We start from the raw sequence: 26,951 nt of genomic DNA, 5'->3' as shown, positions 1-26,951 counted from the left end.
GGAATACGCTGATGAAAGTTGCCGCCGTTCAGGCCGCTCCGGTTTTTCTTGACCCGCAGGCGAGCACCGACAAGCTGATCGCCCTGCTGCGCGAGGCCGCCGCCAACGGGGCCGAATTGGTGGTCTTCCCCGAGGTGTTTTTGTCAGGCTATCCCGTCTGGCTGCGGGCCAGCGCCGTGGCCCATAATGACGAGTTGCTGAAGATCGGGCATGTGGCCTATCTGAAATCTGCCATCACCACGGATGGGCCAGAGATCGCCGCCATATGCGCCGAGGCGACGGCGCTTGGCGTGGCCGTCATGACCGGTATCGTCGAACGCTCGGCCTCGGGCGGGTCGGTCTATGCGACGCTGGTGACAATCCACCCCGACAAGGGGGTCGTGAATGTGCACCGCAAGCTCAAACCCACCTTTCACGAACGGCTTCTTTGGGCGGATGGCGACGGTCACGGCCTGACGGTTCAAAGCTGGAAAGGAGTACGCATTGGCGGCTTGAACTGTTATGAAAACTGGCAGCCGCTGGCCCGTCAGGCGCTGTACCAGCAAGGCGAGCAACTGCACATCGCGACCTGGCCCGGCGATCTGGATGTCACTGACTACATCACCCAGTTCATCGCGATGGAAGGGCGAATCTATGTGGTCTCGGTCTCGGGCCTTCTGCGCAGCAGCGACATTCCCGACAGCTTTCCCTTGCGCCAATACGTGACCGACGGGCGGGATGTCATCAATGACGGCGGCAGCATGATCGCCGCGCCCGGCGGTCAGGTGATCGAAGGGCCAGTCATGGGCGAGGAAACCACGCTCTACGCCGAGATCGACGTGGATCAGGTTGTCGCCGCACATATGAAGCTGGACCCGGCCGGGCATTACAGCCGCAAAGACATTCTAAGCCTCAATCACAACAAGCAACGGATGAGCTAGGCGCGGCGGTTGGATCTGTCGCAGACTTTTGAACGTTGACCTTCTTCACTTGGACGGCCGCGTAGCAGCCAGTGTTACCCGGTTGCGGGCTGATCTGTGACTTCCTTCAACGGTGTGCTCCCTTCGGCCAACATCACCTTCGCATCAAGCCCGGCGAACGGTGCCCGTCGCCTATGCAGATTTTTGCTCACTACCGTTTCGGTTTCGACGCAAAGCCAGACCCAGCCCAAACACGCCAACATCCCCCAGAACCGAGATCGCACGGTGAGCAATCGCTGCTCCCAAACCGGCGCCCTGGTCGATGAAAAGCCCAAGCCCCAAAGCAATAATACCGTCCCGAACGCCGATACCACCCGGTGCTCCGGGCATCATGAAACCTGCAACCCAGGCTGTCGTGAAAATCGCGACGCATTGCCAGATGCTGGCACCGCCATTGGGGTCGATCGCCTGCGCGACATACCAGAGTGATATGCCCAGCACCAAGAAGTTAAGGCTGTGCAGAAAAAACACTATCAAACATTTTGAAAGTGGAAGCTTTGGGTGCCCTGCCTTGCGCCAGATGACGATCTGACCGATTGCGATGCAGGCCAGAAGCCCGAAGAACAGTTTCAACTTCGACGCGTCGAGCCAAGTTTCAGGAAGGTCTGTCGTTATCGCGGCAACGAAATCAGGCATGATCAGTAGCAAAATCCCGACGATCAGAACACCGCTGGTCAGCAGGAAACCGAGCTCGAGTAACAGCGATGACGCGATAATGGCGGATGACACGCCATCGCCGCGCGCAAGCGCGAACCGCCCCACAAGGTGCGCCACGTTCCCGGGGATATACTTCCCGATCTGCGAGACCATAAGCTGACTTTCGGCACGGGCGCGCGGCAGGTCCACGTCACGAATGCTCAGCGTCACGCGCCACGCGGTAGCACCGACGAGTTGCGATAATACGTACAGGATGAACCCGCCTGCCAGCGCAACCCGGGCACTGCCTGACCCGAGGTTCAGCAATGCCATGTCATCCGCATGCCGCATCAGGATAATGCCGATGAAAACCAGGGCGGCTGCGGTTCCGATATAGCGCAGGGCGGTGGCCATCTCTTTAGACTTTGCGAGCGACAACGAGAAACCCGTTTCCGAGTTCTGTCTTCAGGAACGGACGTTGCAATTGGCAAAACAACCTCATTGCCAACACCGAGGGAAGTGAAGAAAACAAAGGCCAGAAGCGGCTTTCGACAGAACGGTCGCTACCGCTTTCATCTGTAAGGTCGCTTGCTGTTTTCCCTGCCTTGGCGTTGGTTTCCAATATCTTTCCGTAGGCTCGGGCCCGCCAATGCTCCATGATATTGGCCAGCGGGAAGCCGTAACATTCGATCACTTCGACAGCAAAGCCCGCGTCCTGAATCGACTGTACCAGAAGCTCTTTGTCATAGCGCCGAACATGCCCGGCCCAGACATCCGCCGCGTTCCAGCGGGATGGGTGCGCGGGTGTCGACAAAATCATATGTCCACCCGGCTTTAGATAAGTCCGCCATTCTCTCATGGCCTCGACATCTTGCTCCAGATGCTCAATCACTTCAAATGACATGATCAGATCAAAGGAACTCTTCCATTCCGGATCAAGCTCGGGCTGAAGCGTCATGGGGCTAGCCGAAGTATTGAGCTTCTCCGCAAGGTTCAGAGCCTGCCGGGAACGGTCCACGCCATAGGCCTCAAAACCAAGTGCAGCCAGTTCGGATAACAACGCAGCCGGTCCACACCCGATGTCCAGCACTTTGCACTGCGTCAGATTTCCGACATGCCGGATAACCCTGTCACGTCTCAACAGGTAGCGCGGCGCTGGTACCCAATTGTCATGCGGCAAGGCCGGGCCGAAATGCCTGTGTCGGATGACGCCTGCTGGTTGGGGCGCTGCGGTGAGGTGGGTATCTGTCATATCGGTCACGATTCTATCCCGCCTGAGGCGCGCGGTGAAACAGGTAATCACACAATGTCCGGGCGATCTCTTGCGGTTGTGCCATTTCCAACCTGTCTGCGGGGAGCACCGGATAACCCTCGGCCTGCAAGTCAGCGATAGCATCCAGCAGCGCGTCGGGGTCGGAATGGGGGATCAGTTTCAACCCAGGAGCGTCGGTGCCGAAGGTTTCTGTCATAGCAGGTGACTGGCGGGTGATTACCGAACGCCCGGACATCAGCGCCTGGTATACCTTGTTCGGCACAACTGACGCAGCCTTGCCAGAGGCACCAAAGATGCCAAGGCAAATATCTGCGCGCGAGATAGCTTCGGTCAGTTTTTCATACGGCACCCAGTCCTGCCAGACGATGTGATCATGATTGGCATCCGCAAGTTTTGTGGCGAGCAGTTGGTGTTCCTGTCCGGTGCCGATCAGGTGCCAGTCGATCGCGCGGCCTCGGTCCGAGGTCGCCGCAGCCAGTATCGTTTCAAGCCCGTGCAGCGGGATGAGTTGACCATAAAACAGGACCCGCGCGGGGCCGTCATGAAGCGCGGGAGCGGGCAAACGATGGAAAGACCCCGGCTCACTTCCAACCGGCACGGCACCCAACCTACGCTCGGGCAAATTGAAAATCCTGGCAATGTGACCAGCATGCGCCCTTGTATCGAGCAAAACGCGGTGCGCGGCATGACAGGCCAGCCATTCGGTGAACCAGAGCAACCATGCCGCCGGTGATCTAGTCGCAAACATGCGCCGATCATTGACGACGGTGTCGTAGAGCGAAAGGAACATGTCCCAGGTGATCTGTCGGCGTCGCAACCGAGCAAAAGGCCAAAGCGCCAACGTATCAAGTGCCCCAACATATGGCACAAGCACGGCATCATGCCGGGGTGCACGCATATAGCGCAGGATCAGAAGCGGATAGGCCAGAATGGCGCGCAGCAACACCTTGATCATCACGACCAAGCTCATCTGGCTTTTGTCCGCATGCTTTGGCCAGATTTCGGCGTGGATTTCGATCACTTCCACTCCAAGCTCTTGCATCCCCGCGCGCAGAATCCGGGTGCGCGGTTTGCTAAGGTCATACGTGCCCCAGAAGACCACCCTTTTATCAAAGGGTTCAGACGCCCCTGGACCCGTGATTGCCGCTGGCGGAGTGAGAGACATATCGGTGTTCATAGGGACAGCATCCGAAAGCCGACATAGATATTGGGGTCCAGGCTGCCCGGCGCCACCGGAGCCACCCCGGTATCCCAGATCAACCTGACGGTAACGCCTTTCGGCCCGAATATTGTCACTGGTTCCGTCCCAACGCTGAGCACGGCGTCAGGCGCGACAACATTTGCGTCTATTTGTACTGGCTGGCTGGTTTCTACCCGATAGTTTCCGGGGAATGGCAGCGCCAACTGGGTCGGTCCTCCGGTCAGCGTGACCGCCCGCCCGGCAAGCCAAATAGGTCCCGAATAATGCAGGTATGACTCGCGCAATATGGCGTGATCTTCGGGCAGCAAAACCGGCGCGCTGCCGTCTGGCAGTGTTGGATCCATCGTTCGCGACAGCGCGATTTTACCGGCGATAAGCAGGGGCGGCCGATGCTCGGCTATGATCTCGGCAAAAACGGGCTGACCCGCCGCCCGATAGCGCGCGACGCCCCAACCGGACATGAAGAACCCGAAATTCGGGAAGGTCGAGATCATGTGGCTATCGTCGATATAGGGCACCGGTTCAGGAAAAAGGCGATGCACCTCTGCAATGGTGGCGTGCTGGGCGTCCACGCGATCAGACAGGGTCTGGGCTGCCTGAATACCAGCCCCCGCCAGCATCACCACAACAAGCTGCATCAGACGACGAGATGACTCCAACCGCTGTGCCCCAATCGCGACAGCGACCATCAGAAGCGGCGCAGCGAAGGGAAAGAAATAAACAAAGGCGTTGCGATAGATCACCACCGAAAGAAGCGGCGCACAGAAAAGCAGCAACAAAATAGTCCGCCGGGCGCTCCGTCCGGCGCTCAGCCCGATCCCTGCGAGAATGATCTGCGGCAGGCTTAACATCGCCCAGCTGAGAAGTTCTGTGCCGCGCGGGAACACCCCGCTCTTCAAAAGCGTGGTGTTCAGCGCGTCCTTTGCGTTATTCGCAGTCTCGTTGCCTTCGGCGACACGTATTCCGGACGCGTGCCAGAGGTATAGCGAGATGCATATGCCACCCGCCAGCAGACCCGCCACGATGATGCGCAGGGCCACTGCGCGATCCTCGATCCTCCATAACAGGACAGCCAGAAATGCGGGCAGGTAGAGAACGGATTTGATTGTGACCAGAACCGCCAGGGCGCTCAGAAGCGCTGCTGCAATTATCTGCCAAACGGACAGGCGGGTGGTTAGCAAAATCGCAATCGAAGATGTCACCAGCGCCGCTGCAATTGGGTCCGCTCGGAAGCTGGCACCGTGGGCCAGAGCGAAACTCGAGGTCACGAAACCCAGAGCCGCGATATCGGCAAAACGCCGGTCGGTGAAATGCTGGGCGATGCGATGAACCGAAAACGTGGTCAGTCCGAAACATGCAACCATGACAATCCGAGCGGCAAATATCTGTTCCATCTCGTGCCCCGGCAGCCCATCGAGCCAGACGAAACCACGGACAAAGAAGGTCTGCATCGGACGGTCCAGCCGACCATCAATAAAGGCGTGGACATGAGACAGAAAATAGAACTCGTCCCAGTTCACATTGTGGGTGTTCGTCAACACCAGAAGCAGTGCGAAGACGGCGACGATGCCGATACGCACCACACGTTCAAGGGTGATAACCCCTTCTAGATCAGCAGTTTTCTGACCTCCAATGGTGGCGTTATCCATTCTCCACTACCCTGACCGGGCCGAGGGGGATCACCTCGGTGGGTTTGCGGGACACGCGCAGCAACTCGCGGGCACGGATGTCTTCCAGCAGACTGCGATTGGCCGCGATGAGATCGGCCAGGATACCAACGGCGAACAGGATCGTGGCCATGGCCAACAGCACACCGGACAGAACCAGCGACTGCACATGCCCTGCCCCGCCATCTGTCGCGTAATAGTAAAGAAACCGACCCACACCGATCAGGCCCGGCAGGGCAAAGACTGCCGCAAGCGTAAAGAAAAACCGCAGTGGCGCGTAGATCACGAAGACCCGCAAAATCGTTTGCGCCGAGCGGGTGACATATTCCCGGATACCCCTGAACAGACGCGACGGGCGTGTCACCTTGTTGACCCGGACCGGCACCGAGGTCATCGGGATGTGTTTGCGGCCAGCCTGAATGATGGTTTCAAGCGTGTAGGTGTAGGTGTTGACCACACAAAGCCGGGCGGCGGCATCCCGGGAATAGGCACGAAACCCGCTAGGCGCATCGGGAATTTCCGACTTGCTGGCAAGGCGCACGACCCAACTGCCCAACCGTTGCAGGATTTTCTTCAACGGAGAGAAACTTTCAATCTCGGTGATCGGGCGGGCCCCGACCACGATCTGCGCCTGACGGTTCAGGATCGGAGCAACCAAGGCCGGAATGTCATCCGCACAATACTGGTTGTCGGCGTCGGTATTGACGATCACATCCGCACCCAGAGATAAAGCATATTCGATGCCGGCGCTGAACGCGCGGGCCAGACCAACATGGCTGCTCATCTCCAAAACGTAATCGGCCTTGGCTTCCCACGCGACATCAACGGTGCGGTCGGTGGAGCCATCGTCGATGACCAACACTTCAACTCTGTCGAAGCCAGGAACGGATCGCGGGATCGCCGCGATCGCTTCTGCGAGCGTTTCCTCTTCGTTAAGCGCCGGTATTTGAACGACAAGTTTCATGATCATGCCACATAGATGAATTCGGGGTTACAGATACCCTTCGTTTTTGGACAGAATTATGTCCAAAAGTGGTAATTGTTACGCAATTTGAAACGATTGCCGTACACCTTTGAAATTGGCACCAACCGTACGAACGCGGCCTGTTTTTGCGGGCGCTATCTTGAGCGGCAAAGGCGCGTCCTGAAATCCGGTCTGATCAGCACAAATGGTTTTAGCGAGGTGGCATAACTCACGGCACGAAAACGAGCGGAGAACATGGCTGATCTATTCTGGTCAAGCGACACGTGGAGGATCCGCGCACCCAATCCAAGGCTCATCACCCAGCAGCCAACTTGAAAGCCCTGACGCCTAGTCGACTTTGACGACCTCGATCCTGGTCACGCCGTCATCATGGACAAAACTGGAATAGACTGGCCAGTTTTTTGAAGGATCTATGATCTTTGCCGTCTCCATCGACATGCAGACAGGGCGCATACCATCGGCGTCCGGGTCCAACGTTTTTATCCAGTTCTCCAGCCGAGCGGTTACGTTTATCGTGTCACCGATCACGTTGTATCGCAGGGAGCCGCTTACGCCCAACGTCCCCCCAAGGGCTTTCCCGCTGTTCAGTGCAATGCGCAGCCGGTAGCTTGGGTGTCCGTCCGCTTTTTGGTTCAACTCCACCGCCGCTGCGCGCATATCCCTTGCGCAGCGCAGGGCGGAAAGGGCGTCGTTCTGCCTTTGCTCTTGCGTGTCGCTGGGTATCGGCGCGCCGAAGATCACGAGTATGCCGTCGCCGGTGTATTTCTCGACAAACCCGCCATGCTGGCGCGCAACTTCCCCCATCTTGTCCAGAATGCGCGACACCCAGGTCATGAAGTCTTCGGCATCCATTGAATTGCCAATGCGCGTCGAGCCTTCGATGTCGGCAAGAAGCGCGGTCACAACCAGTCTTCGCGACTTTGGCTTGCCGCCAGACAGCAGGCTTTTTCTCTGCTGCCATATCTCAGCAGACAACTCATCAGACAAGTGAGACGAGAAAATCTGAACGATTGCATGCCTTTGGTTGCGCGAAATACCCGCGATGACCGCAAACGCAATCAAGAACCCCAAAAGCCAACCCAACGCGGACGGGACAACGGGCATCAGCACGGCGTTTTTCTGGATTAATGACAGGGCAATCAGCAGGCCCACGCCTCCGGAAACCGCAATCGCTACGGAAGGGCCAGTGACCCGGACAAACATGGCAATACACGAGCCCGCGAAGACGCAGACGAAGATCATCAACACAGCAGATGAATTGCTTAAGGAATGCAACGGCAACAGACTGGCGTTCGTATAGTCGACCAATTGCTGAAATATGGCCGCGTGTATTTCGGCCCCGTACGCAAAACTCGCGCCGGTCGAGCGTTTGAGCGGGGTTTGAAAGTAATCCTTAACGGATTGGCTGGTCAGCCCTATGATCGCGACTTTGCCCTTGATGCGCTGCATGTCCCGCCCGGCCAGGACATCCGCAGCAGGAATCCGCTGCGCAATTGGCAACGCGTTTTTGTAGTCGATGATGATTTGGTAGCCGGACGTGTCGGCATTTCGAAACAGATTGGACCCGACCGTCAACGGAGGTGCCACCGTGCTGCCGAACATCAGTTGGCTCGGGTTTTCGGGATCCGCTTGCACCGCTGGACGACGCGAAAACTCGGCTGCCAATTGCATGGGCAGCGACAGTGACAATCCTTGCGCATCGCTGACCAGCAGCAACGCGCGTCGGGCCACGCCATCAGGGTCGATGGGTATATCCGCAAACCCGGTTCTTACACCCGGCGGGGCGGCAATGCCCGCACCGCTTTCATCCGGCAGTTTCGAGATCACAACAACTCTGGGGTCACGCAGAACGTCAAGCAGGTCTTCGCGGCCAGAACCGGCTGACACATCCCTGTAGATGTCCACCCCGACGGCTGCTGCACCAGCCTCCAGCAAATTCTCGACAAGTTGGGCCAGTTGGGCGTCAGGCACGGGCCAACCCCATGTGCTCAGATCCTGATCGGATATCGCAACAAGATAGACATCTTCCGTCTGCGTTTTTTCCGAAATAGCGGAGGTGGTCCAATCGTATTGCGCAAGCTCAAGCGGCTCCAATGCCCCATTGTTGCGCAGCACTGCGATCGAACTGCCTACGATCAAGGTAATCGATACGACCAGAACCCATCGCTGCCACATCGGCAAAAGCGGCGTGGCCAGAAGACCAGCTTGCTTTCGGCCCTTGAATATCAATCAACCACCCCGGCAGACCGCAAGAGCTGCTCGAATTGGTCAGGGTTCACAGGTCGAACGCGCCCGCTGAGGCTGATGTCAACCAACGGGGACAGCGCGTCAAACCACAGCCCGTCGGCCGACGGGTTTCCAGAGTTCATTTCCCCGGGAACGCGTTCAATAAGACGCATCGACCGGTCGCTGACCGTGCTTGTTTTGCTGTCCAAAAGCAGAATCTGCCATTCATAAATCTTGCCGGTTTCCAGGTTTTGCTGCAGCCGACCCAAATCCACCCCGTAATATCCCGGCGGGAAGGGCCCGTTGAGCAGCAGTTCACCTCCGGGCACGCCAACAGGGTTCAGGGCGAACACCAGATCCCCTCGGTGCCCGGACTTTAGATGCCAGACCAAGGGCGGAGACGGCAGGGTTGTCAGGCCCCCGTCTTCGGGTGCCAATAGCAAAAGCGCGCCTTCTTCACCTTCTGCAGCAGAGCCCCGCGTGCCCGCGCCCATTCGATCTTTTGGTGTTCCGATTTTAGGGGGGACGAACACGATCTCGTCGGTGCCGTCGGCTGCGTCACTTTCATCGGCGGCAACCAGCTTGCCGCCCGGAATTGCCACCAGGATCAAAAAAGCAAACAGGGCGTTTTTGGAAAGATTAATGCACGACACACAATGCCTCGCGAAACAAACTGATTAACAGAAGACCCTTTGTGACATTAGCTTAGGTCGGATTCTGGATTGAGTCCAGTTTCCGGGCCCCGTCGTCCGCGTATCGAAAAGAGCGGTAAGATGTGGTACGGTACGCGATGTTTGACGGTGCTGGCTCGGGTTCTCTTGTATGAATTTAGGTTTTCAGAACATCATTCTGCTTCTTCGGGCTTTTGTTTTGGCGTGTTTCTTAGCTGTTCCGGCGGTGTCATTGGCCGAGGACGCGCGCGTTGCGCTGGTGATCGGCAATTCCGGCTACGATAGTGTTTCCAGTTTACCCAATACAAAGAATGACAGCCGCGATCTGGCTGACGCGTTAGAGCGCATAGGTTTCGAAGTCACCCGTGGTCTGGACCTGAACTTCCGAGACATGCGTATCGCGATCCGCGACTTTGCCGAGGCTGCGGCTGACGCCAAGGTGGTCGTGGTCTACTTCGCAGGCCACGGTATTGAAATCGACAACACCAACTACCTCATTCCAATCGACGCCGAGTTGCAAAGTGACCGGGACATAGAACTCGAGGCGATCCGGCTAGACACGCTGATTGGCTCGGTTTCCGGTGGCGATGGGCTGAAAATCATCCTTATCGATGCATGCCGTAACAACCCGTTCGTGCCGAACATGGCGCGCACCTCGTCCACCCGGTCTGTTGGCCATGGGCTTGCGCGGATAGACCCAAGCGGTGTTTTGGTGGGCTATGCCGCGCGCAGCGGCACCCTGGCGCTGGACGGGGATGGGCGAAACAGCCCCTATGCGCAGGCGCTTCTAAGCCATATCGAGGAACCCGGTCTGGAACTGGGCAAGATGTTCCGCAAGGTCCGGGACACGGTGTTTGACCTGACCGATGGCTATCAGGAGCCATTCACCTATGGATCCTTGCCGGGGCATGACATCTATCTCGTGTCCCCACCCGCCCCGCAGCCTGCAATTGCTATCGAACAGGCCGCACTCACCCCCCGGTCTCCGGACAAAGAAGCCGAGGCAGCCTGGGACGATTTCCGCGACAGCACGTCGCCCGATGCGCTCGAGGCTTTTGCCAAGACCTATCCCGACACAGCCTATGCCGCGCTGGCGTTGTCGATTGCAGATCGGTATCGAAAAAACACCGCTCAGACCTTACCGCCTGCGGACCTGCCCAAATGGTGCAAAAACCCCAAGAACGAGGCGCAGTCCCTGATATGCCGCGATCCTGATCTTCTCAAACAAGACAGCGAAGTTTCAGAACTGTTTCAAAGACGCCTTGATTTTGTCCGAAGCGGTGCCGCTCGGGGACAGGCCCTTGTTGAACAGCGGAATTGGCGCCTGTCGCGGGATGAATGCGGCAGCGACCCGGTTTGCATCGCACAATCCTACAAGCTGAGAAAGATCGCGCTGGTCGAGTTTGACGACGCCGCAATGCCAACGGCCCTGGTGGTCCGCTCGGTTCAGGAAGAGCTCAATCGTATGAGCTGTGGAGCGGGTGACCCAGATGGCGTGATAGGTGGCCAAACGCGGAATGCCTATGCTCTGGCCGCCTCATTGCTGTCGGATCTCAAAAAAGGAGCCGCGCTGGACGATACGCAGACACTGAACGTTCTGCGCGCGCAACCAACTGCCGAGTGCTCGTTCCTCAAGCGGGCTGTCAAAGAACCCAAACTTCTGGAGGGCATCTGGAAGGTTCGAACAGTCACATGTCCCGGTGAGGCCAAAGGTTTCAACCTCAGGCGGATACAGCTTAAACACGATGGCAATGGGGTCTATTCCGGCAGGCTGGCTTACGAAAACGGTGCTTTCAAGCGAGCAATCGGCGCGCGGCTGTCGGATCGTGTGCTCTCACTCACGCATGTGACGACAAATGGCAGCCGACAATCCTATTTCTTCGAGCCTTCGGACGTTCCAAACAAATTTAGTGGCTCGGACTGGTCGAAATGCACCATTTCGGTCAGCAGGTAGCGCAAAAGTCGTTCCCACTCATCAGTTCAAACTACCTTCAAGCACAACTGAGCGCGCATTGTTGCCGGAACCGTCAAACCATTCTGTCGGCACCACATTGGTCAGGTCACGACGCCCGCGCGTTTGATACTGGAACTGCGCGAATGCCTTTTTGCCGGGTCCATGCTTCGTGTTGGGCTTAGAGGGCAACCAGTTCGTATAGTCCACCGGTTCCCCGCTATACCAGCGCCAACCAATGACAGCGCTGCCTTCTTTTGGGTCCTTCCTAAACCCAAAATAGGGTCCTGCTTTGTAGCTGTAGTTCGTTCGGCTATCGTATCCGATTTCAAAGAACGAGGGGTCGTTTGCCATCATTCTGACGATGAACGCGTTCTCTTCAGCCGATGTGATCGACGCAAGATCAACCCCGCATTTCTGTGCTTCACTGCGCGCAGTTCGAAGCTGGCCCGAATACTTCATTACGATGTATAAGTGGCCGCGAAATTTGCCGTAAACGCTTTGTCGTAGCCCCAGGCATTTCAGAACTTCTGTTATATCTTCGGATTCGCCCAGCACTTCCAGTTCTTTTGCATTCTGGCGTACCGCGAACGGATTGCTAATGAAGGTCTCGTTGTCCTCGTGCTGCGATCCCAGCCTCAATATGGCCAATATGGCGGGGTCGACATAACCGGTCTCGTCAAGCCCGTTGGCGGCTTGCAGTGCCCTGAGGCCGGAGCGGGTTTTGGGTCCAAACGCTCCATCGGCCGTGCCAACGTCAAACCCGGCAGTGTTGAGACTTTCCTGAACGCGCTTTCTGCCCTCGCGATCCGGCAGCAAAGTATTTTCCAGGCTTTTCAAATTCCCACTCTTTGCCAGCCATTTCGGCGTGATTTCGGCCATTCGTTTCAGGGCATCAGGCTCGGTAATAGAGGCAGCGCGGTATTTCTGTGCCACCAGGCTCCAACCACGCATTGTGTTGGTTTTCATGGCAGCCGTTATGACGTCCTGGCGCGTTACCGGCGTCGGCTGCGGACCCGGACCGGCAGCACCCTGACTTAGCGGCACCTGCAACGCGACCGGCTCAACCTTGGGCACCAGATAAATGTCCTCTCCGGGAAGCGAGCCGTAGATGAAAGGCTCCTGAAACCCCTCGGTCAGGTCATATACACGATCTCTGACCCTGCGGAACATCTTGCCCAGTTCCAGACCAGGCTGCTCGATATGTTCCAACAGTGCCTGCGCGTAGGGGCTGTTTCGCCCGTCCCCGTCCTGCGCCAGGGTCCCGCCCCGGGCAGCATAGCCAACGACAACACCCCCCGGCTCTACCGCCGCCAGACCGCGTCCGATGGATCGCGTATCCGACACGCGCGCCATCTGAGCCAAAAACGGGTTGTTCCGGCAGGCATCAACCAGGACGATTTTGAGACCCGGAGAGTTCGAGATCGAATTGACAATCGCGTCCAACCGAATTGCTTCAAAATCAACGTCACGATCACTTTTGAGCGTCGCATTAACGGGTATCAGATAGTTCGTGTTTTCGATTTCGATGCCGTGCCCGGCAAAGTAGATCAAAGCGACATCGGCGGTGGCCGCAGCCTCGGCGAAGTCACGCAACGCGATACGCATGCCGTTATAGTCGAGATTCAGCCCTTCCGTGACATCGAACCCGATCCGTTTCAGAGACTTGGATAAATCCTCGGCGTCGTTCGACGGGTTTCGCAGGTTAGAGACATGTTGGTAAGCAGAGTTACCGATCACCAGAGCGATGTTCTTTTCCTTGGCCCAGGCTAAATTGGTGGCGGTCGCCAAGAACAAAACAAAAAGCAGATGCGGAAGGCTGAATCGCCGGACAAACATAAGAAACATGCGTAACCACTCAAAGATGAGCCCTGAGAACCGCAACATTAGCATAAGACCCGCCGTTTACGAACAGCGTGCTGCCGTTTGGCAAATGCGCACCTAATCAATATGCATTATCAGACGCAGTTTTCGCACGAGCATTTAAGTGCGCGTCAGAAATTGCTCAGAGATGCACCTTTGCCATCAAAAACATGGATGTTGTCACGCAAGATGTTCAGCCCGAGCAGGTCACCAGGTTTGGCCGGAATATTACCGTGCTTGCGAACCATAAGCGGTCCGATACCAACCGCGTTCACGTAGATATTTGTGTCCGACCCCAGATGTTCGACCACATCCGCAACGACGTCGATATCTCCGGCACCGGGTGCGACCACGTCCAAATGTTCGGGCCGGATGCCCAACTCAGCTACTCCTGCTAGCGCACTTGCATGCGGTAAATCCAGTTCGATACCGCTCTGCATCATCACACCGGTTTCAGTTTGGGAAATCGGGATCACGTTCATCGTCGGAGAGCCAATGAACTGCGCGACGAACTTGTTGGCCGGTTTTTCGTAAAGCTCCAACGGGCTGCCGACCTGCTGGATGACGCCGCTGTTCAACACGACAATCCGGTCAGCCAGTGTCAGCGCCTCGACCTGATCATGGGTGACGTAGATCATCGTCGCGCCAAGGCGTTGGTGCAGATGCGCGATTTCCAGACGCATCTCGACCCGCAGGGCAGCATCAAGGTTTGACAGCGGCTCGTCGAACAGAAACGCGCGGGGTTGGCGGACAATGGCGCGGCCCATGGCAACGCGTTGCCGCTGACCACCGGACAAGGCCTTGGGAAGACGGTCGGTCAGGTGTTTCAGACCCAGCGTCTCGGCCGCCTTCGCGACTTTCGAAGTGCGTTCCTCTTTCGGGTCACGGCGGATTTCCATCGAAAACCCCATGTTCCGCTCAACATCCATATGGGGGTAGAGCGCATAGGACTGGAACACCATGGCGATGTCCCGGTCGCGGGGACGCACGTCGTTCATGCGCTCGCTGTCGATCAGGAATTCGCCGCCGGTGATTGGCTCTAATCCCGCGATCATCCGCAACAGGGTGGACTTGCCGCAGCCCGACGGACCGACCAGCACCACGAACTCGCCATCCTGAATGTCCAGATTGATTTCGCGCAGCACCTGGACCGAACCGTAATTCTTCCTGACATCACGCAGTTCGATACGTGCCATTGCGGCCTCCTACCCCTTGACCGCGCCAGAGGTGAGCCCCTGCACGAGATAGCGTTGAATGAAGATGAAAAACAAACAGCTGGGGATGAGTGCAAGCACTCCGGCAGCCATCATCTGCCCCCAATCGACCGAGAATTTGGACACGAAGGTCAGCAGCCCGACTGGGAAGGTCATCGCGTCATTCTTCGAGATCAGCATGAGCGCGAACAGCAGTTCCGACCACGCAGCGGTAAACACAAAACCCAACGTCGCCCCCAGTCCCGGCAGGGTCAGCGGGAACACCACCAGCCTCAGCGCCTGAAAGCGTGAACAGCCATCCATCATCGCCGCGTCCTCAAGATCGGTCGGGATGCCGTCAAAGAAAGATTGCATCAGGAAGGTCGCGAAGGGGATGTTGAAGGCCGTGTAGACGATGATCAGGCTGGTCAGCGAATTGAGCAGGCCAAGATCGGCCACGATCTTGTAGATCGGTGCGATGATCATTAGCAGCGGGAACATCTGGGTGATCAGCATCACCGCGATAATGATCCGCTTGCCCGCAAACACAAAGCGCGAGAAGGCATATCCGGCCCCTGCCGCGATCAGGGTCGTGACAAAGGCGGTGCCCAGCGAGACGATCAGCGAGTTGCGGAAATAGGCCAGAAAGTCGGTCTGGAACAGAACGGTCGAGAAGTTCTCGAAGGTCGCAGCGCTTGGAAACATGCGCGTGCCTTCGGAAAAGATCAGCGCGTCCGGAGTGATCGCGATCTTGACCAGCCAATAGAGCGGGAACAGCGCGAACAGCAGATAAAAAGCAAGGGCAGCGTATTTGCCAACGACCAATGCCGGGTTGCGAGACACGACAGATGACATCAGATTTTCACCAACTTTTTTCGCAACCACAGCAGAATCACCGCATAGATCAGCAAGATGAACAACAGCGCCACGGCAATGGTCGAGGCATAGCCGAAGTCCAGCTTTCGGAAGGCGGTTGTGAAGATGTAGGTCGACAGGATTTGCGTCGAATTGGCCGGGCCTCCGCCGGTCATGACAAAGATCAGATCGGCAAAGTTGGCGATCCAGATGGTGCGTAGCATCACTGTGATGGCGATCATCGGGGCCAGAAAAGGCAGGGTGATCTTGGTGAAAATCTGCCAGGGCGAAGCACCATCGATCTCGGCCGCCTCATAGAGTTCGGACGGGATGGATTGCAGCGCGGCCAGCAGGGTGATGGCGAAGAAGGGCACCCCGAACCAGATATTTGCCGTGATCGGCCCCCACATGGCAAGGTTCGGATCGCCGAGGATGTTGAACGGCTCTGACAAGACGCCCAACGCGGCCAGCCAGTGCGGCAACGGGCCAATGACGGGGTTGAACAGCCAGGCCCAAGTCAGCGCCGACAGGAAGGTGGGCACGGCCCAGGGCAGGAAGACCAGTGCTTGAAACAGGCGTTTGCCGAAGAATTCGGTGTTCAGCAGCATGGCCAGACCAAGGCCCAGCAGGAACTGAAAGGTGATGGACCAGAAGGTCCAGAAAAACGTGTTCTCCAGCGCGATCCAGAATTTGCGATCTCCCCAGAGGTCGAAATAGTTTTCAAACCCGACCCAGCCGGTTTTGAACGGGTTCAGCAATTCGATGGATTGGAACGAATATGAAATGCCAATGATCAGCGGCACCATCATAACGGCTCCGATCAGGATCAGCGCCGGGGACAGGTAGAAAAACGGCTCGACCAGATATTGCAGGTAGAGCGAGCGTCGCGCCCGGGCTTTCCCGGGCACAACATTTTTTTGCAGACGCGCGGTCATTGACCGGCTTTCCACTTCGCATACTCGTCGGTCAGCATCTCAGCCCACTCATCCGCAACGTCCTGTGCGGTGCGTTGACCCAGCAAGGCCTCCTGAGAGGATTCCAGCAGAACGGTGCTGGCGAAATAGCCCCATTGCTCCAGATAGGTGGGCATGGTTGTGGGTTCGTATTGCGCACCGTTCAGTTCCTCGAACCAGCCTTTGAACTGTTCTGTCTTGAAATGCGGGTCCTGATCCGCGCCTTTGTGGATCGGAATCACACCCACGCGTTTGGCCCAGGTGGCGTTGGCATCGGGTGAGGACAGGGCTGCGACCAGATCAAACGCTTCTTTCTCATGCTCGGTGGCTTTGAACACCGACCAGCCTGCGAAACCGATGGTCGGGAACGCCTTGCCCGAGGGGCCGACGGGCATCGGGATCACGGCAAAATCCTCGGCAGGCATCCGTTCAGCGATTGCGATCAAGGCGTCGGGGTCCTGATCGAGGAAAGCGCAGGTGCCAGAATAGAACCCGGCGACGATCTCGTTGAAGCCCCAGCTGACGCTGTCCTTGGGGGCATAGCCCTTTTGGTACAGGTCGATCATGAACTGCAGCCCCTCGACCGAGCCCGGCTCGTTGATGCGGCTTTTGCCGTCTTCGGTGAAGAACTCGTTGGTGCCGTTCATCACCGCGCTAAACATGATCCAGCCGTTGGTGCCGCCCGGCCCACCGCGCAGGCAATAGCCGTATTTGCCATCAAGCTCGGACACTGCGGCCGACGCTGCCATGAACTCTTCCATCGTGCCCGGAGGGCTGTCGACGCCCGCCTCGGAAAGAAGTTTCTTGTTGTAGAACATGGCCCGCAGGTAAAAGCCGTAGGGAATCATATAGAGGTCCCCGGCCTGCGACCCCATCGCGACGGTTTTGTCGGTCAGCGTGCCGCCATGTTCCCAATTGGCCACATAGTCTTTCAGACTGACCAACTGATCCGAACCGGCATAAAGCGCCTGCCATGTGTCGGGCATTTCCACCACATCAGGGATGTCGCCACCGGCAACCATCGTGGCCAGCTTTTCAAACGCGCTGCCCCAGGGCAGAGACACGATCTCAACCGTGACGCCTTCATTTGCGGCTTCGAAATTGTCCACAAGGCCTTGCAGAACCTCGGTCCGTTCCGGGCTGGTAATCACCTCGACCAGTTTCAGCTTGGTCTCAGCATAGGCCGCCGATCCCATCAGCGTCGCCGCCAGAGTTAGCCCTGTCAGTATGCGTTTCATTCTCTGTTTCCCTCCGTGAAAGATCTGTTTTGTTTGCCCGTTCAGACGGTGCTTTTTGAAAGTGCTTGCTCGAAATCTGCCCAAAGATCGTCAGCGTCCTCCAGCCCGAGACTGAGGCGCACAAGGTTCGGCGACACGCCGAATTTCTGCATTGAGTTCTCTTCTCCTGCCTGCGCCAGCCCAACGCGCGCAGGCAGGATCAGGCTTTCATACCCACCCCAGCTGACACCAAGCCGAAAGATCGACAGCGCGTCAGCAAAGGCCGGGATATCGACGCTGTCGTCAAATTCCAGTGACATCAGGCCCGAGCGCCCTTTCAGGCCGGGCACCGTATTGGCTCCGGGCGAGTGGATGGCGGTGACCTGCGGTACGGCGGACAGCCGGTCCACAAATGTATTCGCCGTCGCCTCATGCTGGCGCATCCGGGCGGTCAGGGTTCGCAGCCCGCGGGTCAGCAAAAACGCCTCGAACGGGGCCAGCTTGGCCCCCAGCAGCGGCAGGGTCAGATCACGGATGCGGGCGATGTTGGTCAGGGAGGAAACAACAACGCCCGCAACCGTGTCAGAGTGCCCCGAGATATATTTCGAGGCTGAGTGGATCACGATATCGACCCCCAGCGGGATCGGGTTCTGAAAGACCGGGCTGGCCCAGGAATTGTCGATCATGGTCAACACCCCATGCCGCCGGGCATGGCTGCTGACGCGGCGTAGGTCCATCGGGGTGAAAATCACCGAGCTTGGGCTTTCCAGATATGCCAGTGTCGCACCTTCCAGCAGATCACCATCATTCTCGAACCGATCCACCGGGTAGTAGTCGATCTGAACCCCCATCGGTCGCAGCATGCGTTCCATGAACCGGTAAGTGTCGGGGTAGACATGTTCGACGCAGACGATCCGGTCGCCGGGCTTGATGAACGCCAGTAGCGCCGACGAAATCGCCGCCATGCCCGAGGCGAAACCAACGGCGGCCTCTCCGCCCTCGGCCTGCGCCATCAGTTGCTCAAAGGCGGCAACGGTCGGGTTTTGCACTCGGGTATAAAGCGCTGTGTCTGACAGACCGGCCATGCGATCTTCAAAGGCTTTGTAGTTGTCAAAGGTGAATAGTGAAGTCTGCACGATCGGCGGCGCGACGGCCCCCATTGTCTCATCGGCTACAGCGGCCAGAAGCGTGGCGAGGTCGCGGGTGTCAGACATTCTGATGCTCCATCACCCGGCGAATTTCGGTTTCGACCAGGGCCAGAATGTCCTCCATCAAACGTGCCGCTTCTTCGGCGTTCCCGGCGATAACCGCCTCGGCCATTGGCAGGTGCAAAGGGATGCTGCTCTGCCCCAGATGAGGTTGCCCGAACGGCGCTTCGTAGACTTCGTTGAACCCCTGCTGGATCTGCAGGATCAATTGCCGGAACAACGGGTTTCCGGATGCTTCGTGCAGCGTGTCGTGGAACCTGCGATCCGCGTCACGCCAATCCTCTCCGGCCTCGTACGAGGCCATAAGCTCCATCGCGCGAGCCATGATCACCCGCTTTTGTTGCGCATCCGCCAGACGGGCGGCCAGACGCACGGTTTCAATCTCAAGCGGGCGGCGCACCGCGTGAGTCCGCAGCAGGCTTTCGGCCTCAAGCTTGACCGAAACGGGCAAATGGATCGAGTTCGATACGACCTCAGCCGCCAGACGCGTACCCGCTTTCTTGTTGCGCACTACGATGCCCATGTTCTGCCATGAGGTCAGCGCCTCGCGCACCTTGGCGCGGCTGATGCCCAGTTGCTGCGCAATCTCGACCTCGGTCGGCAGTTTGTCCCCGATGGTCAGCCCGTTGGTTTCGATCATTTGCGACAGGGCGTCGATGACATCCTTGCTGGTGCTGCCGCGCGGCAGTTTCTGCAAGCCTGTGCTGAGCTTTGTCACGGGCTGTGAGATATCGGGGGACTGTGGCACTGACCGTTTGCTCTGATTCCGAAGGTAGGATCAGCGTTGCATATAATGTCGGACAAAAACAAGTATTTTGTCCGACATTATTTTCGAAACAAAAATGCTATCTGTTACAAGGGCATAGATAATTCACGCTCAGGCGTAGAGGTTCAGCCCCGCCTCATCAAAAAGCAGCGGAGATTTGCAGTTGACCCGCAGCGGCACCTGATCGCCCGGCTTGGCCTTGACCTGCCCGGACAGTTGCACCGTGGCCGATTGCCCGTCCGGCAAACGGGTATAGAGCAGCGTCGTGTCGCCAAGCTGTTCCACCACCTCGACCTTGGGGGACAGGCTTGGGTTGTCTGGGTCGAGTTCAAAGAAATCAGGGCGCAGGCCAATCTCGACCGGGGCGTTGCCCGCGCTTTCTGGCAGCGGCAAAGCCACGGATGTGTCCGAGAACTGTACCGTCAGCCCCCGCGCATCGCTCTGATACCCGTCGAGCCGCACGAAGATCGCGGGCGGCTGCCCCAGAAACCCGGCCACGAACTTGTTGCGCGGACGGTTGAACAGATCGAGCGGGCTGCCGATCTGTTCAATGACGCCCTCGTTCATCACCACGATGCGGTCGGCCAGCGTCATCGCCTCAACCTGATCATGGGTGACGTAGATCATCGTGGCATCCAGCTGGTTGTGCAGCCGTGCCAGTTCGACACGCATCTCAACCCGCAGCGCCGCGTCCAGATTGGACAGCGGCTCATCAAACAGGAAAATCTTGGGATCGCGCACGATGGCACGGCCGATGGCGACGCGCTGCCGCTGACCACCGGACAGGGCTTTGGGCTTGCGGTTCAGATAGCTTTCAATCTTCAGAACCTTGGCGGCGGCCAGAACCTTTTTCTTGATCTCGGCCTTGGGGCGTTTGGCGATCTTCATGCCAAAACCGATATTCTCGGCCACCGTCATATGCGGATAGAGCGCATAGGACTGGAACACCATCGCCACGTCGCGTTCCTTGGGCAGCAGGCCGGTGACCGACCGCCCATCGATTTTCAGATCGCCCGAGGTGACTTTTTCCAGCCCCGCAATCGTGCGCATCAGGGTGGATTTGCCACAGCCTGACGGGCCGACCAGCACGATGAACTCGCCCGGTTCAACGCTCAGGTTGATGTCCTTCAGCGCGTGGAAGTCACCATAGTGCTTATCCAGAGAAATAGCTTCGAAAGCAGTCACTTGGGTCGATCCTTACTTCACGGCGCCCATGGTCATGCCCGCGATCATCTTCTCGGACAGGATAGCATAGACAAGGATGGTGGGGATGATCACGATGGTCACACCGGCAAACAGGCCGGGCCAGTCGCTGGTGTATTGCATCGCGTTCTGCAGCGAATAAAGGCCCAGCGGAAGGGTCCGGTTTTCCGGGCTGTTCAGGATCACCAGCGACAATTGGTATTCGTTCCACAGCCAGATGAAATTCAGGATCGCCGCCGTTGCCACACCCGGCATTGCCATCGGCAGCATCACATAGCGGAAGGTCTGAAAATCGCTGCACCCGTCCAACAGCGATGCGGCCTCAAGCTCGGACGGGAGCGAGGCAAAGAACCCGGTCAACAGATAGACGGTGAAGGGGATCGAGATCGCCACGAACACAATGGTCAGGCCAGTTAGACTGTCGGACAGGCGCAGCCATGCAAGGATGCCGAAAATCGGGATGAACAGCATCGGGATCGGGATACCCATACCGATGACGAACAGGTTGGTGAGCGCCTCGCGGCCCCGAAACTTTGCCCGGCTGAGCACATAAGCCGCCGGGGTTGAAACAACGAGGATCAGCAGCACCGACAGGCAGACGATGACGACCGAGTTCGAAAAGAATTCACCCAGCCGTCCGACATTCCACGCGGTCTCGAAGTTTTCCCAGCGCAATTCGGCGGGAGGTTTGAGGCCGGATCGCAGCACCTCGCGCTTGGATTTGAACGCGCTCATCACCACCCAAAGGATCGCGGCGACAGTGAAGGCGACCCAGGCCCAGATGGCGATGTATGCAGGCAGGCGGCGCAGCAGGGTCATGGCCTAAAACTCCAACTGATCGCGGCGCATCAGGCGGCGGACAAGGACAATCAGCGAAAACGCCAGCACCAGCATCACCACGCCGATCGCGGTGGCATAGCCCAGCTGATAGATCGGGTCGCGCTGTCCAAAGCCCATGATGTATAGGTAAATCCCCAGCGTATAAAGCTGCTGCGGCACCTGTAGAAAGCCGAACGCAAAGGGAAACTCGAACATCTTCACCGCGTTGATGATCCAGATGACAAAGGAAATGGTCATCACGTCCCAGATCATCGGCACGGTGATGTACCAGAACTTGTGCCACAGGCTTGCGCCCTCCAGATCGGCGGCCTCGTACATGTCAGGCGGGATTTTATCGATGCCTGCCAGCAGCAGGATCAGGAAAAACCCGGTAAACACCCAGACAAGGGCCGCTAGCATGGCCCAGAAGATATTGTCGGGCGACGTCCAGAGTGTGCGGCCCATCTCATCCAGACCTACGGCCTTGAGCGAGGTGTTCAGCAACCCATAGCGCGGGTTGTAGATATAGGCCCACATGGCTGACAGAGCGACAACCGAGACTACGTTGGGCAGAAAGAACACCAGCCGAAACAGCTTTTTGCCCCAGATGCCCGAGTTGATCAGGATGGTGTAAAGGAAGGCCAGAAAGAAGACGAAGAACCCGCCAACAAACAGCAAGGCCAGCGTATTGCGGAAGCTCAGCCAGAAGGTCGGATCGTTCCAGAGGCGGCGATAGTTGCCAAGGCCGATGAACTTGGCCTCGGTCCCGAAACCCGACCATTCGAACAGGCTGAAGTAAAAAGTGAAACCGGTGGGGATCAGGAAAAAGCAAAGATAAACGATCAGAGCGGGCGCTACGAAGAACCCGATAAGTCTCTTGCCGATCATGTGCTCCACCCTGTCCTTTGATTGACCGGCCCCGGTGTCAGGGCCGGTCAGATGCTGAAATCAGCGGTTTTCCCAATAGCCTTTGGTCTGCTCGACCATGCCATCGATGAACTCATCAACGGTGATCTGACCCAGGAACACCTTGTTGTGCATCGCCTCATAGATGTTGCTGGAATAATCCGCATACGCAACCTTGAGACCCAGATTCTCGGACAGCAGGCTTGTGGCGTTGGCCACCGCCTCGCGGCTGTCTGCGATCACGTCGGCCCATTCGACCGAGGCATTGGCCACACCGATCAGCGCATCGTCCGCCATCGTCTGTTGCGCAGATTTGCTGAGCGCGAATTTGATGAAGTCCTGCGCGGCCTCGGCATCTTCGGCACCTTCGGGGATGGCAAAGCTGACCGCGTAGATGATGGTGTCGTTCACATCACCCTTGCCGCCTTCGACCATGGGGAAGTTCATCGCACCCCATTCGAACCCCTCTTCCACCTGATCGGCCAGTTCAATGGGCAGCCACGAGCCAACCAGCTCGGTCGCAGTTTCGCCGAACGCCAGAGTCTGCTGACCCGCGGGCCACTGATAGCCTTTGCTTTCCTCGGGGATCAGACCGTCGGCCCACAGGGCGGCCTCAAGCTCCAGCGCCTGACGGACAGCGGGGTCGCGCCATGTTTCGCCGGTTTTGTCCTCGGCCGCTTTCAGTACGAAATCGGGGTCTGCGATGCGTGCCAGCAGGTAGTTGAACCAGTTAATGTTGTAGAACGCGATGTCGCTTTCCACTGCTATCGCGTTCACGCCGCTGGCCTGAACCGCCTTCATGGCGTCCACATATTGCGCCCAGGTAGAGGGGGTCTCGGTCACACCGGCGTCGCGCAATTGGGCAGCGTTGTAGAAAATCTGGTAGGTATAGAAAGCGTAAGGCATCTGCCCGACCGAGCCGTTCAGCTCGGCATTAGCCAGCAACGCGGGGTAGATCGCCGCGCCTACGGTGCCGCCATCGGAGGATTCTGCCGCGACCAGACCGTCCAGCGCAACCGCCGCGCCCTGCCCGACCAGACCACCGTTCAGGCCATCCATGTCCGCATCCATCAGGTCAATGCTTGTGCCACCGGCCAGCGCGCTCCGCACGGTCGTCTGGTTCTGGCGTCCGTTCCAGACAACATTGAAGGTCACATCCGGATTGGCTGCGCTATACTCATCCATCAGCGCCTTCAGAACCTGCGCTTGCGGCTCGGGCTCATTCCAGAACGACCAATAGGTGATTTCGGTTTCCGCAAACGCCACGCTGGCGGTCAGGCTGGCGATCAGGCTCAAGCCTGAAAGTTTGATGTGAGACACAAGAATTCCTCCCTCAAGGTTGCGCCAGAGACGGCGATTTCGAATCGAACCTTATGGCCCGAAATGTAGTTTTGCAATATTTCTTGAATTTTGCCTACTTTTCTGGCCCAAGATTGGGAGTTGTTTTCTTTCTGAGTTCCAGTAATGTAGTTTTGCTGATATATCGCAAGACAAGAAGGGCACGCATTTGGCAGACAGGGCTGACATTCTGAACCAGATCGAACGCGACATGCCGGAATTGTCGCGCGCCCTGCGCAATGTGGCCGAGTTCCTGCTGGCCAATCCCACCCAGTTCATCCGCCAGCCTCTGCGAGAGCTGTCCGAAACCATTGGTGTGAGCGAACCCAGCCTGATCCGGTTTGGCCGCCGCTACGGCTTCAAGGGCCTACCCGATCTGCGCATTGCCGTCGCCATGGCGCTGGCCGCGCAGGACAGCGGCAGCAGCGCCGAGATCGAACCCACGATCCAAGACAAGGAAGTGGTCAACAAACGGGCAAAACGCGCCGTGGCCGCCCTGGCGGCCGAGTTGATTTCGGACGACCAGTCGATCCTGCTCGATTCCGGATCGACCGTACAATTCCTCGGCGAGCATCTGCGGCGCGCGCCCTCCAAGACCCTGATGACCACCGGACTGAACCTGATGCTGGCGCTGCACGATTGCCCGCAGCACCAGTTGATGCTGACCGGCGGCGTGTTGCGCCAGAACGCCATGTCGCTCAGCGGGCGGCTGGTTGAAACCACGCTTGAGACGATGTCTTTCGACACAGTGCTGATGGGGGCCGACCGGATCGATCCCGCCTTCGGCCTGTCGACCTTCAGCGAGGACGAGGCGCATCTGAACCGCGCCATGATCCGCGCCAGCCGCCGGGTGATCGTACTGGCCGACGCCAGCAAGTTCGGCCCCACCAAACTGCATCGCATCTGCGATCTGTCCAAGGTGGACGCCATCGTCTCGGACAGCTCGATGCCGGCTGACATGCAACAGGACCTGCGCAGCAGGAATGTCAGGCTCTACCTCGCCGACATTCCAGAAGCTGCGGCAACACCATCAAAAGAACGGACGTAATTCATGAGCGTTAATATCTGGGCAACCGAAACGGAAATTGCCGCACAGCCGGATATCTGGCTGGCCTGGTCGCACATTCTGCCCGGTATCGCGGCGGATATTTCGGGCTGGATCGCCGCGCGCAAGCCAGATGTGATCTGGCTGACGGGGGCGGGAACCTCAGCCTTTATCGGAGATGCGCTGAGCGTCTATCTGGACGGGCTGCTGGGCATCCCGGTCCGCGCCGTCCCCTCGACCGACCTGGTGGCGCGTCCAGCGGATTACCTGAAACCGGGGCTTCGCCCACTGGTCGTGTCCTTTGGCCGGTCCGGCAACAGTTCCGAGACCTTGGGCACGCTGGACCTGCTGGACCGGGACTGCCCGGCGGCGGACCGGCTGAACATCACGTGCAACGCCGACAGCGCGCTGGCCACGCGCGGACATCCGGGACCGGGTGAGCAAAAGGTAATCGTGCTGCCCGACGCCTGCCACGATCAGGGTTTTGCGATGACCTCCAGCTATACCACGATGTTGCTGACCGCGCTGGCCTGTTTGTCGGGCACCGAGGAGACCGTGATTTCCACCAACCTCACCATCCTTGCCGACGCCGCGCGCGGTTTGCTGCAAGACGCGCCGGACCTGCCGCGCCCGGCGCGTGCGGTGTTTCTGGGCTCGGGGCCTTATCTGGGCACCGCGCGGGAATCTGCGCTGAAGGTTCTGGAACTGGCGGCGGGTCAGGTGGTGACGGCCTGGGACAGCACGCTGGGCTTCCGCCACGGCCCCAAGGCGATCACCGATGACGAAACGACCGTGTTCGTGTTCCTGTCGTCGGACCCGCTGACCCGCAAATATGACGACGACATCGTGGCCGAACTGCGCAGCCAGTTCCCTGCCACACGCACCCTCAGCATCGGCGACCCCACTCACGGAGTCGTCCCGGACCTGAGCCTGTCCACAAGCCTGCCGGATGTCTGGAACACCGCACTTTATGTGCTGGTGGCGCAGATGCTGTCGGTCGCGTGGTCCAAGTCGCTGGGTCTGAACGTGGATAACCCGTTCGAAGGTGGCAACCTCAGCCGGGTGGTCAGCCATGTCCGCCTCTATGTCTGACGCGGTCTGCGGCGGCATTGATCTTGGCGGCACCAAGATCGAGGCGAAGCTGTTTGATGGCGACCTGACCCCCCTTGCCTCGCGCCGTGTCGCCACGCCCCGGGACAGTTACGCCGATCTGCTCGACGCGCTTGGCACCGAGGTCGCGTGGCTGCGATCCGAAGCGCAGGACGCCGACCTTCCGGTGGGTGTCGGCATTCCGGGTCTGATCGACCCGGTCACAGGCCATTCAGTCACGGCCAACCTGCCCGCCAACGGTAAGCCTCTGGGGGCTGACCTGAAGGCCCGCAGCGGCGGCACGATCCGGCTGGCCAATGATTGCAAGTGCTTCGCCTTGTCCGAGGCGATCGGCGGTGCCGGAGACGGCCACCACACGGTCTTTGGCCTGATCCTCGGCACCGGTCTCGGCGGAGGCGTCGTGATTGACGGCAGGTTGCTGCCCGGCCCGAACGCGCTGGCGGGCGAGATCGGCCACGCATCCCTGCCCGCCCCGCTGGTGGCGCAATACAGCTTACCACTCCTGCCTTGCGGCTGCGGGCGACAAGGGTGTTTCGAAACCTACTTGTCCGGCGCGGGCATGGAGCGGCTGTCTGACACACTCACGGGCCAGCGCCGCACCGCCCCCCAGATTGTCGCCGCCACCCTGCAAAACGACGCCGACGCGCAGCGGGTCTTTGAGGTCTGGCTGCATATCGCCGGAGAGCTCCTGCACAGCCTGCAACTGCATATCGACCCCGATTGCATCGTGCTGGGCGGCGGGCTCAGCAAGATCGACGGGCTGGACCGCAAACTATCTCGGGCGCTGGCGGCCTCGGCGTTGCCGGGCCTGCGCGCACCAGACATCCGCAAACCCAAATTCGGCGACAGCAGCGGCACCCGCGGGGCGGCTCTGCTGGTCTGCCCAGTGCCCGGAAGGACCTGACC

The 26,951-nt window shown here is 58.5% G+C and carries 23 protein-coding genes; 5 read left to right on the top strand and 18 right to left on the bottom strand.

Features of this window, described 5'->3' with window-relative positions; translation table 11 throughout:
* The first annotated feature begins 11 nt into the window (after positions 1–11).
* Positions 12–920 carry a carbon-nitrogen hydrolase family protein gene (locus ACR0NJ_RS07255; RefSeq protein WP_480816458.1) on the top strand — a complete coding sequence of 303 codons (909 nt, stop codon included), beginning with the start codon at positions 12–14 and terminating at the stop codon, positions 918–920.
* Positions 921–1,091: 171 nt separating this feature from the next.
* Here the strand turns inward: ACR0NJ_RS07255 and ACR0NJ_RS07250 are convergent, their stop codons facing one another.
* From ACR0NJ_RS07250 to ACR0NJ_RS07220, 7 genes are all read right to left on the bottom strand, one after another.
* Positions 1,092–2,009, bottom strand: a complete 918-nt coding sequence (locus tag ACR0NJ_RS07250; RefSeq protein ID WP_480816457.1) for a hypothetical protein — start codon at positions 2,007–2,009, stop codon at positions 1,092–1,094.
* A 4-nt stretch (positions 2,010–2,013) separates the two neighbouring features.
* Positions 2,014–2,847, bottom strand: a complete 834-nt coding sequence (locus tag ACR0NJ_RS07245) for a class I SAM-dependent methyltransferase (RefSeq protein ID WP_480816522.1) — start codon at positions 2,845–2,847, stop codon at positions 2,014–2,016.
* A 13-nt stretch (positions 2,848–2,860) separates the two neighbouring features.
* Positions 2,861–3,895, bottom strand: a complete 1,035-nt coding sequence (locus ACR0NJ_RS07240; protein WP_480816456.1) for a glycosyltransferase — start codon at positions 3,893–3,895, stop codon at positions 2,861–2,863.
* Positions 3,896–4,041: 146 nt separating this feature from the next.
* Entirely contained in the window at positions 4,042–5,718 is a 1,677-nt protein-coding gene (locus ACR0NJ_RS07235; RefSeq protein WP_480816455.1) for a hypothetical protein, read from the bottom strand.
* Positions 5,711–6,700 carry a glycosyltransferase family 2 protein gene (locus tag ACR0NJ_RS07230; protein ID WP_480816454.1) on the bottom strand — a complete coding sequence of 330 codons (990 nt, stop codon included), beginning with the start codon at positions 6,698–6,700 and terminating at the stop codon, positions 5,711–5,713. Before ACR0NJ_RS07230 ends, ACR0NJ_RS07235 begins: the two co-directional genes overlap by 8 nt.
* Positions 6,701–7,048: 348 nt before the next feature.
* Positions 7,049–8,950 (bottom strand): CHASE2 domain-containing protein, encoded by a 1,902-nt coding sequence (locus tag ACR0NJ_RS07225; protein ID WP_480816453.1) that lies wholly within the window; start codon positions 8,948–8,950, stop codon positions 7,049–7,051.
* Positions 8,947–9,558: a hypothetical protein gene (locus ACR0NJ_RS07220; RefSeq protein WP_480816452.1), complete on the bottom strand. Its 612-nt coding sequence runs from the start codon at positions 9,556–9,558 to the stop codon at positions 8,947–8,949. The genes ACR0NJ_RS07225 and ACR0NJ_RS07220 overlap by 4 nt, the downstream gene beginning before the upstream one ends.
* A gap of 211 nt (positions 9,559–9,769) precedes the next feature.
* On the opposite strand from ACR0NJ_RS07220, the gene ACR0NJ_RS07215 reads away from it, so the two are divergent.
* Positions 9,770–11,572 (top strand): caspase family protein, encoded by a 1,803-nt coding sequence (locus ACR0NJ_RS07215; RefSeq protein WP_480816451.1) that lies wholly within the window; start codon positions 9,770–9,772, stop codon positions 11,570–11,572.
* Positions 11,573–11,593: 21 nt separating this feature from the next.
* On the opposite strand, the gene ACR0NJ_RS07210 is transcribed toward ACR0NJ_RS07215, so the two are convergent.
* From ACR0NJ_RS07210 to ACR0NJ_RS07160, 11 genes are all read right to left on the bottom strand, one after another.
* Complete coding sequence (locus tag ACR0NJ_RS07210; RefSeq protein WP_480816450.1) at positions 11,594–13,417, bottom strand: caspase family protein; 1,824 nt, start codon at positions 13,415–13,417, stop codon at positions 11,594–11,596.
* Between the two features lie 146 nt (positions 13,418–13,563).
* On the bottom strand, positions 13,564–14,628 hold the full coding sequence (locus tag ACR0NJ_RS07205; protein ID WP_480816449.1) for an ABC transporter ATP-binding protein: 1,065 nt from the start codon (positions 14,626–14,628) through the stop codon (positions 13,564–13,566).
* Between the two features lie 9 nt (positions 14,629–14,637).
* On the bottom strand, positions 14,638–15,480 hold the full coding sequence (locus tag ACR0NJ_RS07200) for a carbohydrate ABC transporter permease (RefSeq protein ID WP_480816448.1): 843 nt from the start codon (positions 15,478–15,480) through the stop codon (positions 14,638–14,640).
* Positions 15,480–16,388: a carbohydrate ABC transporter permease gene (locus ACR0NJ_RS07195; protein WP_480816447.1), complete on the bottom strand. Its 909-nt coding sequence runs from the start codon at positions 16,386–16,388 to the stop codon at positions 15,480–15,482. Before ACR0NJ_RS07195 ends, ACR0NJ_RS07200 begins: the two co-directional genes overlap by 1 nt.
* A gap of 23 nt (positions 16,389–16,411) precedes the next feature.
* Positions 16,412–17,671 carry an ABC transporter substrate-binding protein gene (locus tag ACR0NJ_RS07190; RefSeq protein ID WP_480816446.1) on the bottom strand — a complete coding sequence of 420 codons (1,260 nt, stop codon included), beginning with the start codon at positions 17,669–17,671 and terminating at the stop codon, positions 16,412–16,414.
* A 41-nt stretch (positions 17,672–17,712) separates the two neighbouring features.
* A complete protein-coding gene (locus ACR0NJ_RS07185) occupies positions 17,713–18,864 on the bottom strand; it encodes an aminotransferase class I/II-fold pyridoxal phosphate-dependent enzyme (RefSeq protein ID WP_480816445.1) in 1,152 nt (383 codons plus the stop codon).
* The gene (locus ACR0NJ_RS07180; RefSeq protein ID WP_480816444.1) at positions 18,857–19,606 is read right to left on the bottom strand and encodes a FadR/GntR family transcriptional regulator; all 750 of its coding nucleotides are present in this window, start codon (positions 19,604–19,606) and stop codon (positions 18,857–18,859) included. Before ACR0NJ_RS07180 ends, ACR0NJ_RS07185 begins: the two co-directional genes overlap by 8 nt.
* A 129-nt stretch (positions 19,607–19,735) precedes the next feature.
* Positions 19,736–20,809, bottom strand: a complete 1,074-nt coding sequence (locus tag ACR0NJ_RS07175) for an ABC transporter ATP-binding protein (protein ID WP_480816443.1) — start codon at positions 20,807–20,809, stop codon at positions 19,736–19,738.
* Between the two features lie 12 nt (positions 20,810–20,821).
* Positions 20,822–21,646 (bottom strand): carbohydrate ABC transporter permease, encoded by an 825-nt coding sequence (locus ACR0NJ_RS07170; protein WP_480532131.1) that lies wholly within the window; start codon positions 21,644–21,646, stop codon positions 20,822–20,824.
* 3 nt (positions 21,647–21,649) lie between these two features.
* On the bottom strand, positions 21,650–22,534 hold the full coding sequence (locus ACR0NJ_RS07165; RefSeq protein ID WP_480816442.1) for a carbohydrate ABC transporter permease: 885 nt from the start codon (positions 22,532–22,534) through the stop codon (positions 21,650–21,652).
* 60 nt (positions 22,535–22,594) lie between these two features.
* On the bottom strand, positions 22,595–23,872 hold the full coding sequence (locus ACR0NJ_RS07160) for an ABC transporter substrate-binding protein (RefSeq protein WP_480816441.1): 1,278 nt from the start codon (positions 23,870–23,872) through the stop codon (positions 22,595–22,597).
* 187 nt (positions 23,873–24,059) lie between these two features.
* Between ACR0NJ_RS07160 and ACR0NJ_RS07155 the strand changes: the two genes are divergently transcribed.
* The 3 genes from ACR0NJ_RS07155 to ACR0NJ_RS07145 are packed head-to-tail and all read left to right on the top strand — an operon-like array spanning position 24,060 to position 26,949.
* The gene (locus ACR0NJ_RS07155) at positions 24,060–24,938 is read left to right on the top strand and encodes a DeoR/GlpR family DNA-binding transcription regulator (protein WP_480816440.1); all 879 of its coding nucleotides are present in this window, start codon (positions 24,060–24,062) and stop codon (positions 24,936–24,938) included.
* A 3-nt stretch (positions 24,939–24,941) separates the two neighbouring features.
* On the top strand, positions 24,942–26,027 hold the full coding sequence (locus ACR0NJ_RS07150) for an SIS domain-containing protein (RefSeq protein WP_480816439.1): 1,086 nt from the start codon (positions 24,942–24,944) through the stop codon (positions 26,025–26,027).
* Positions 26,008–26,949: an ROK family protein gene (locus tag ACR0NJ_RS07145; RefSeq protein ID WP_480816438.1), complete on the top strand. Its 942-nt coding sequence runs from the start codon at positions 26,008–26,010 to the stop codon at positions 26,947–26,949. Before ACR0NJ_RS07150 ends, ACR0NJ_RS07145 begins: the two co-directional genes overlap by 20 nt.
* Positions 26,950–26,951: the final 2 nt, after the last annotated feature.

It is taken from the genome of Ruegeria sp. F11 (assembly GCF_056533855.1).
Note: the sequence above shows the minus strand (reverse complement) of the source record. Positions and strands in the feature narration are given on the sequence as shown.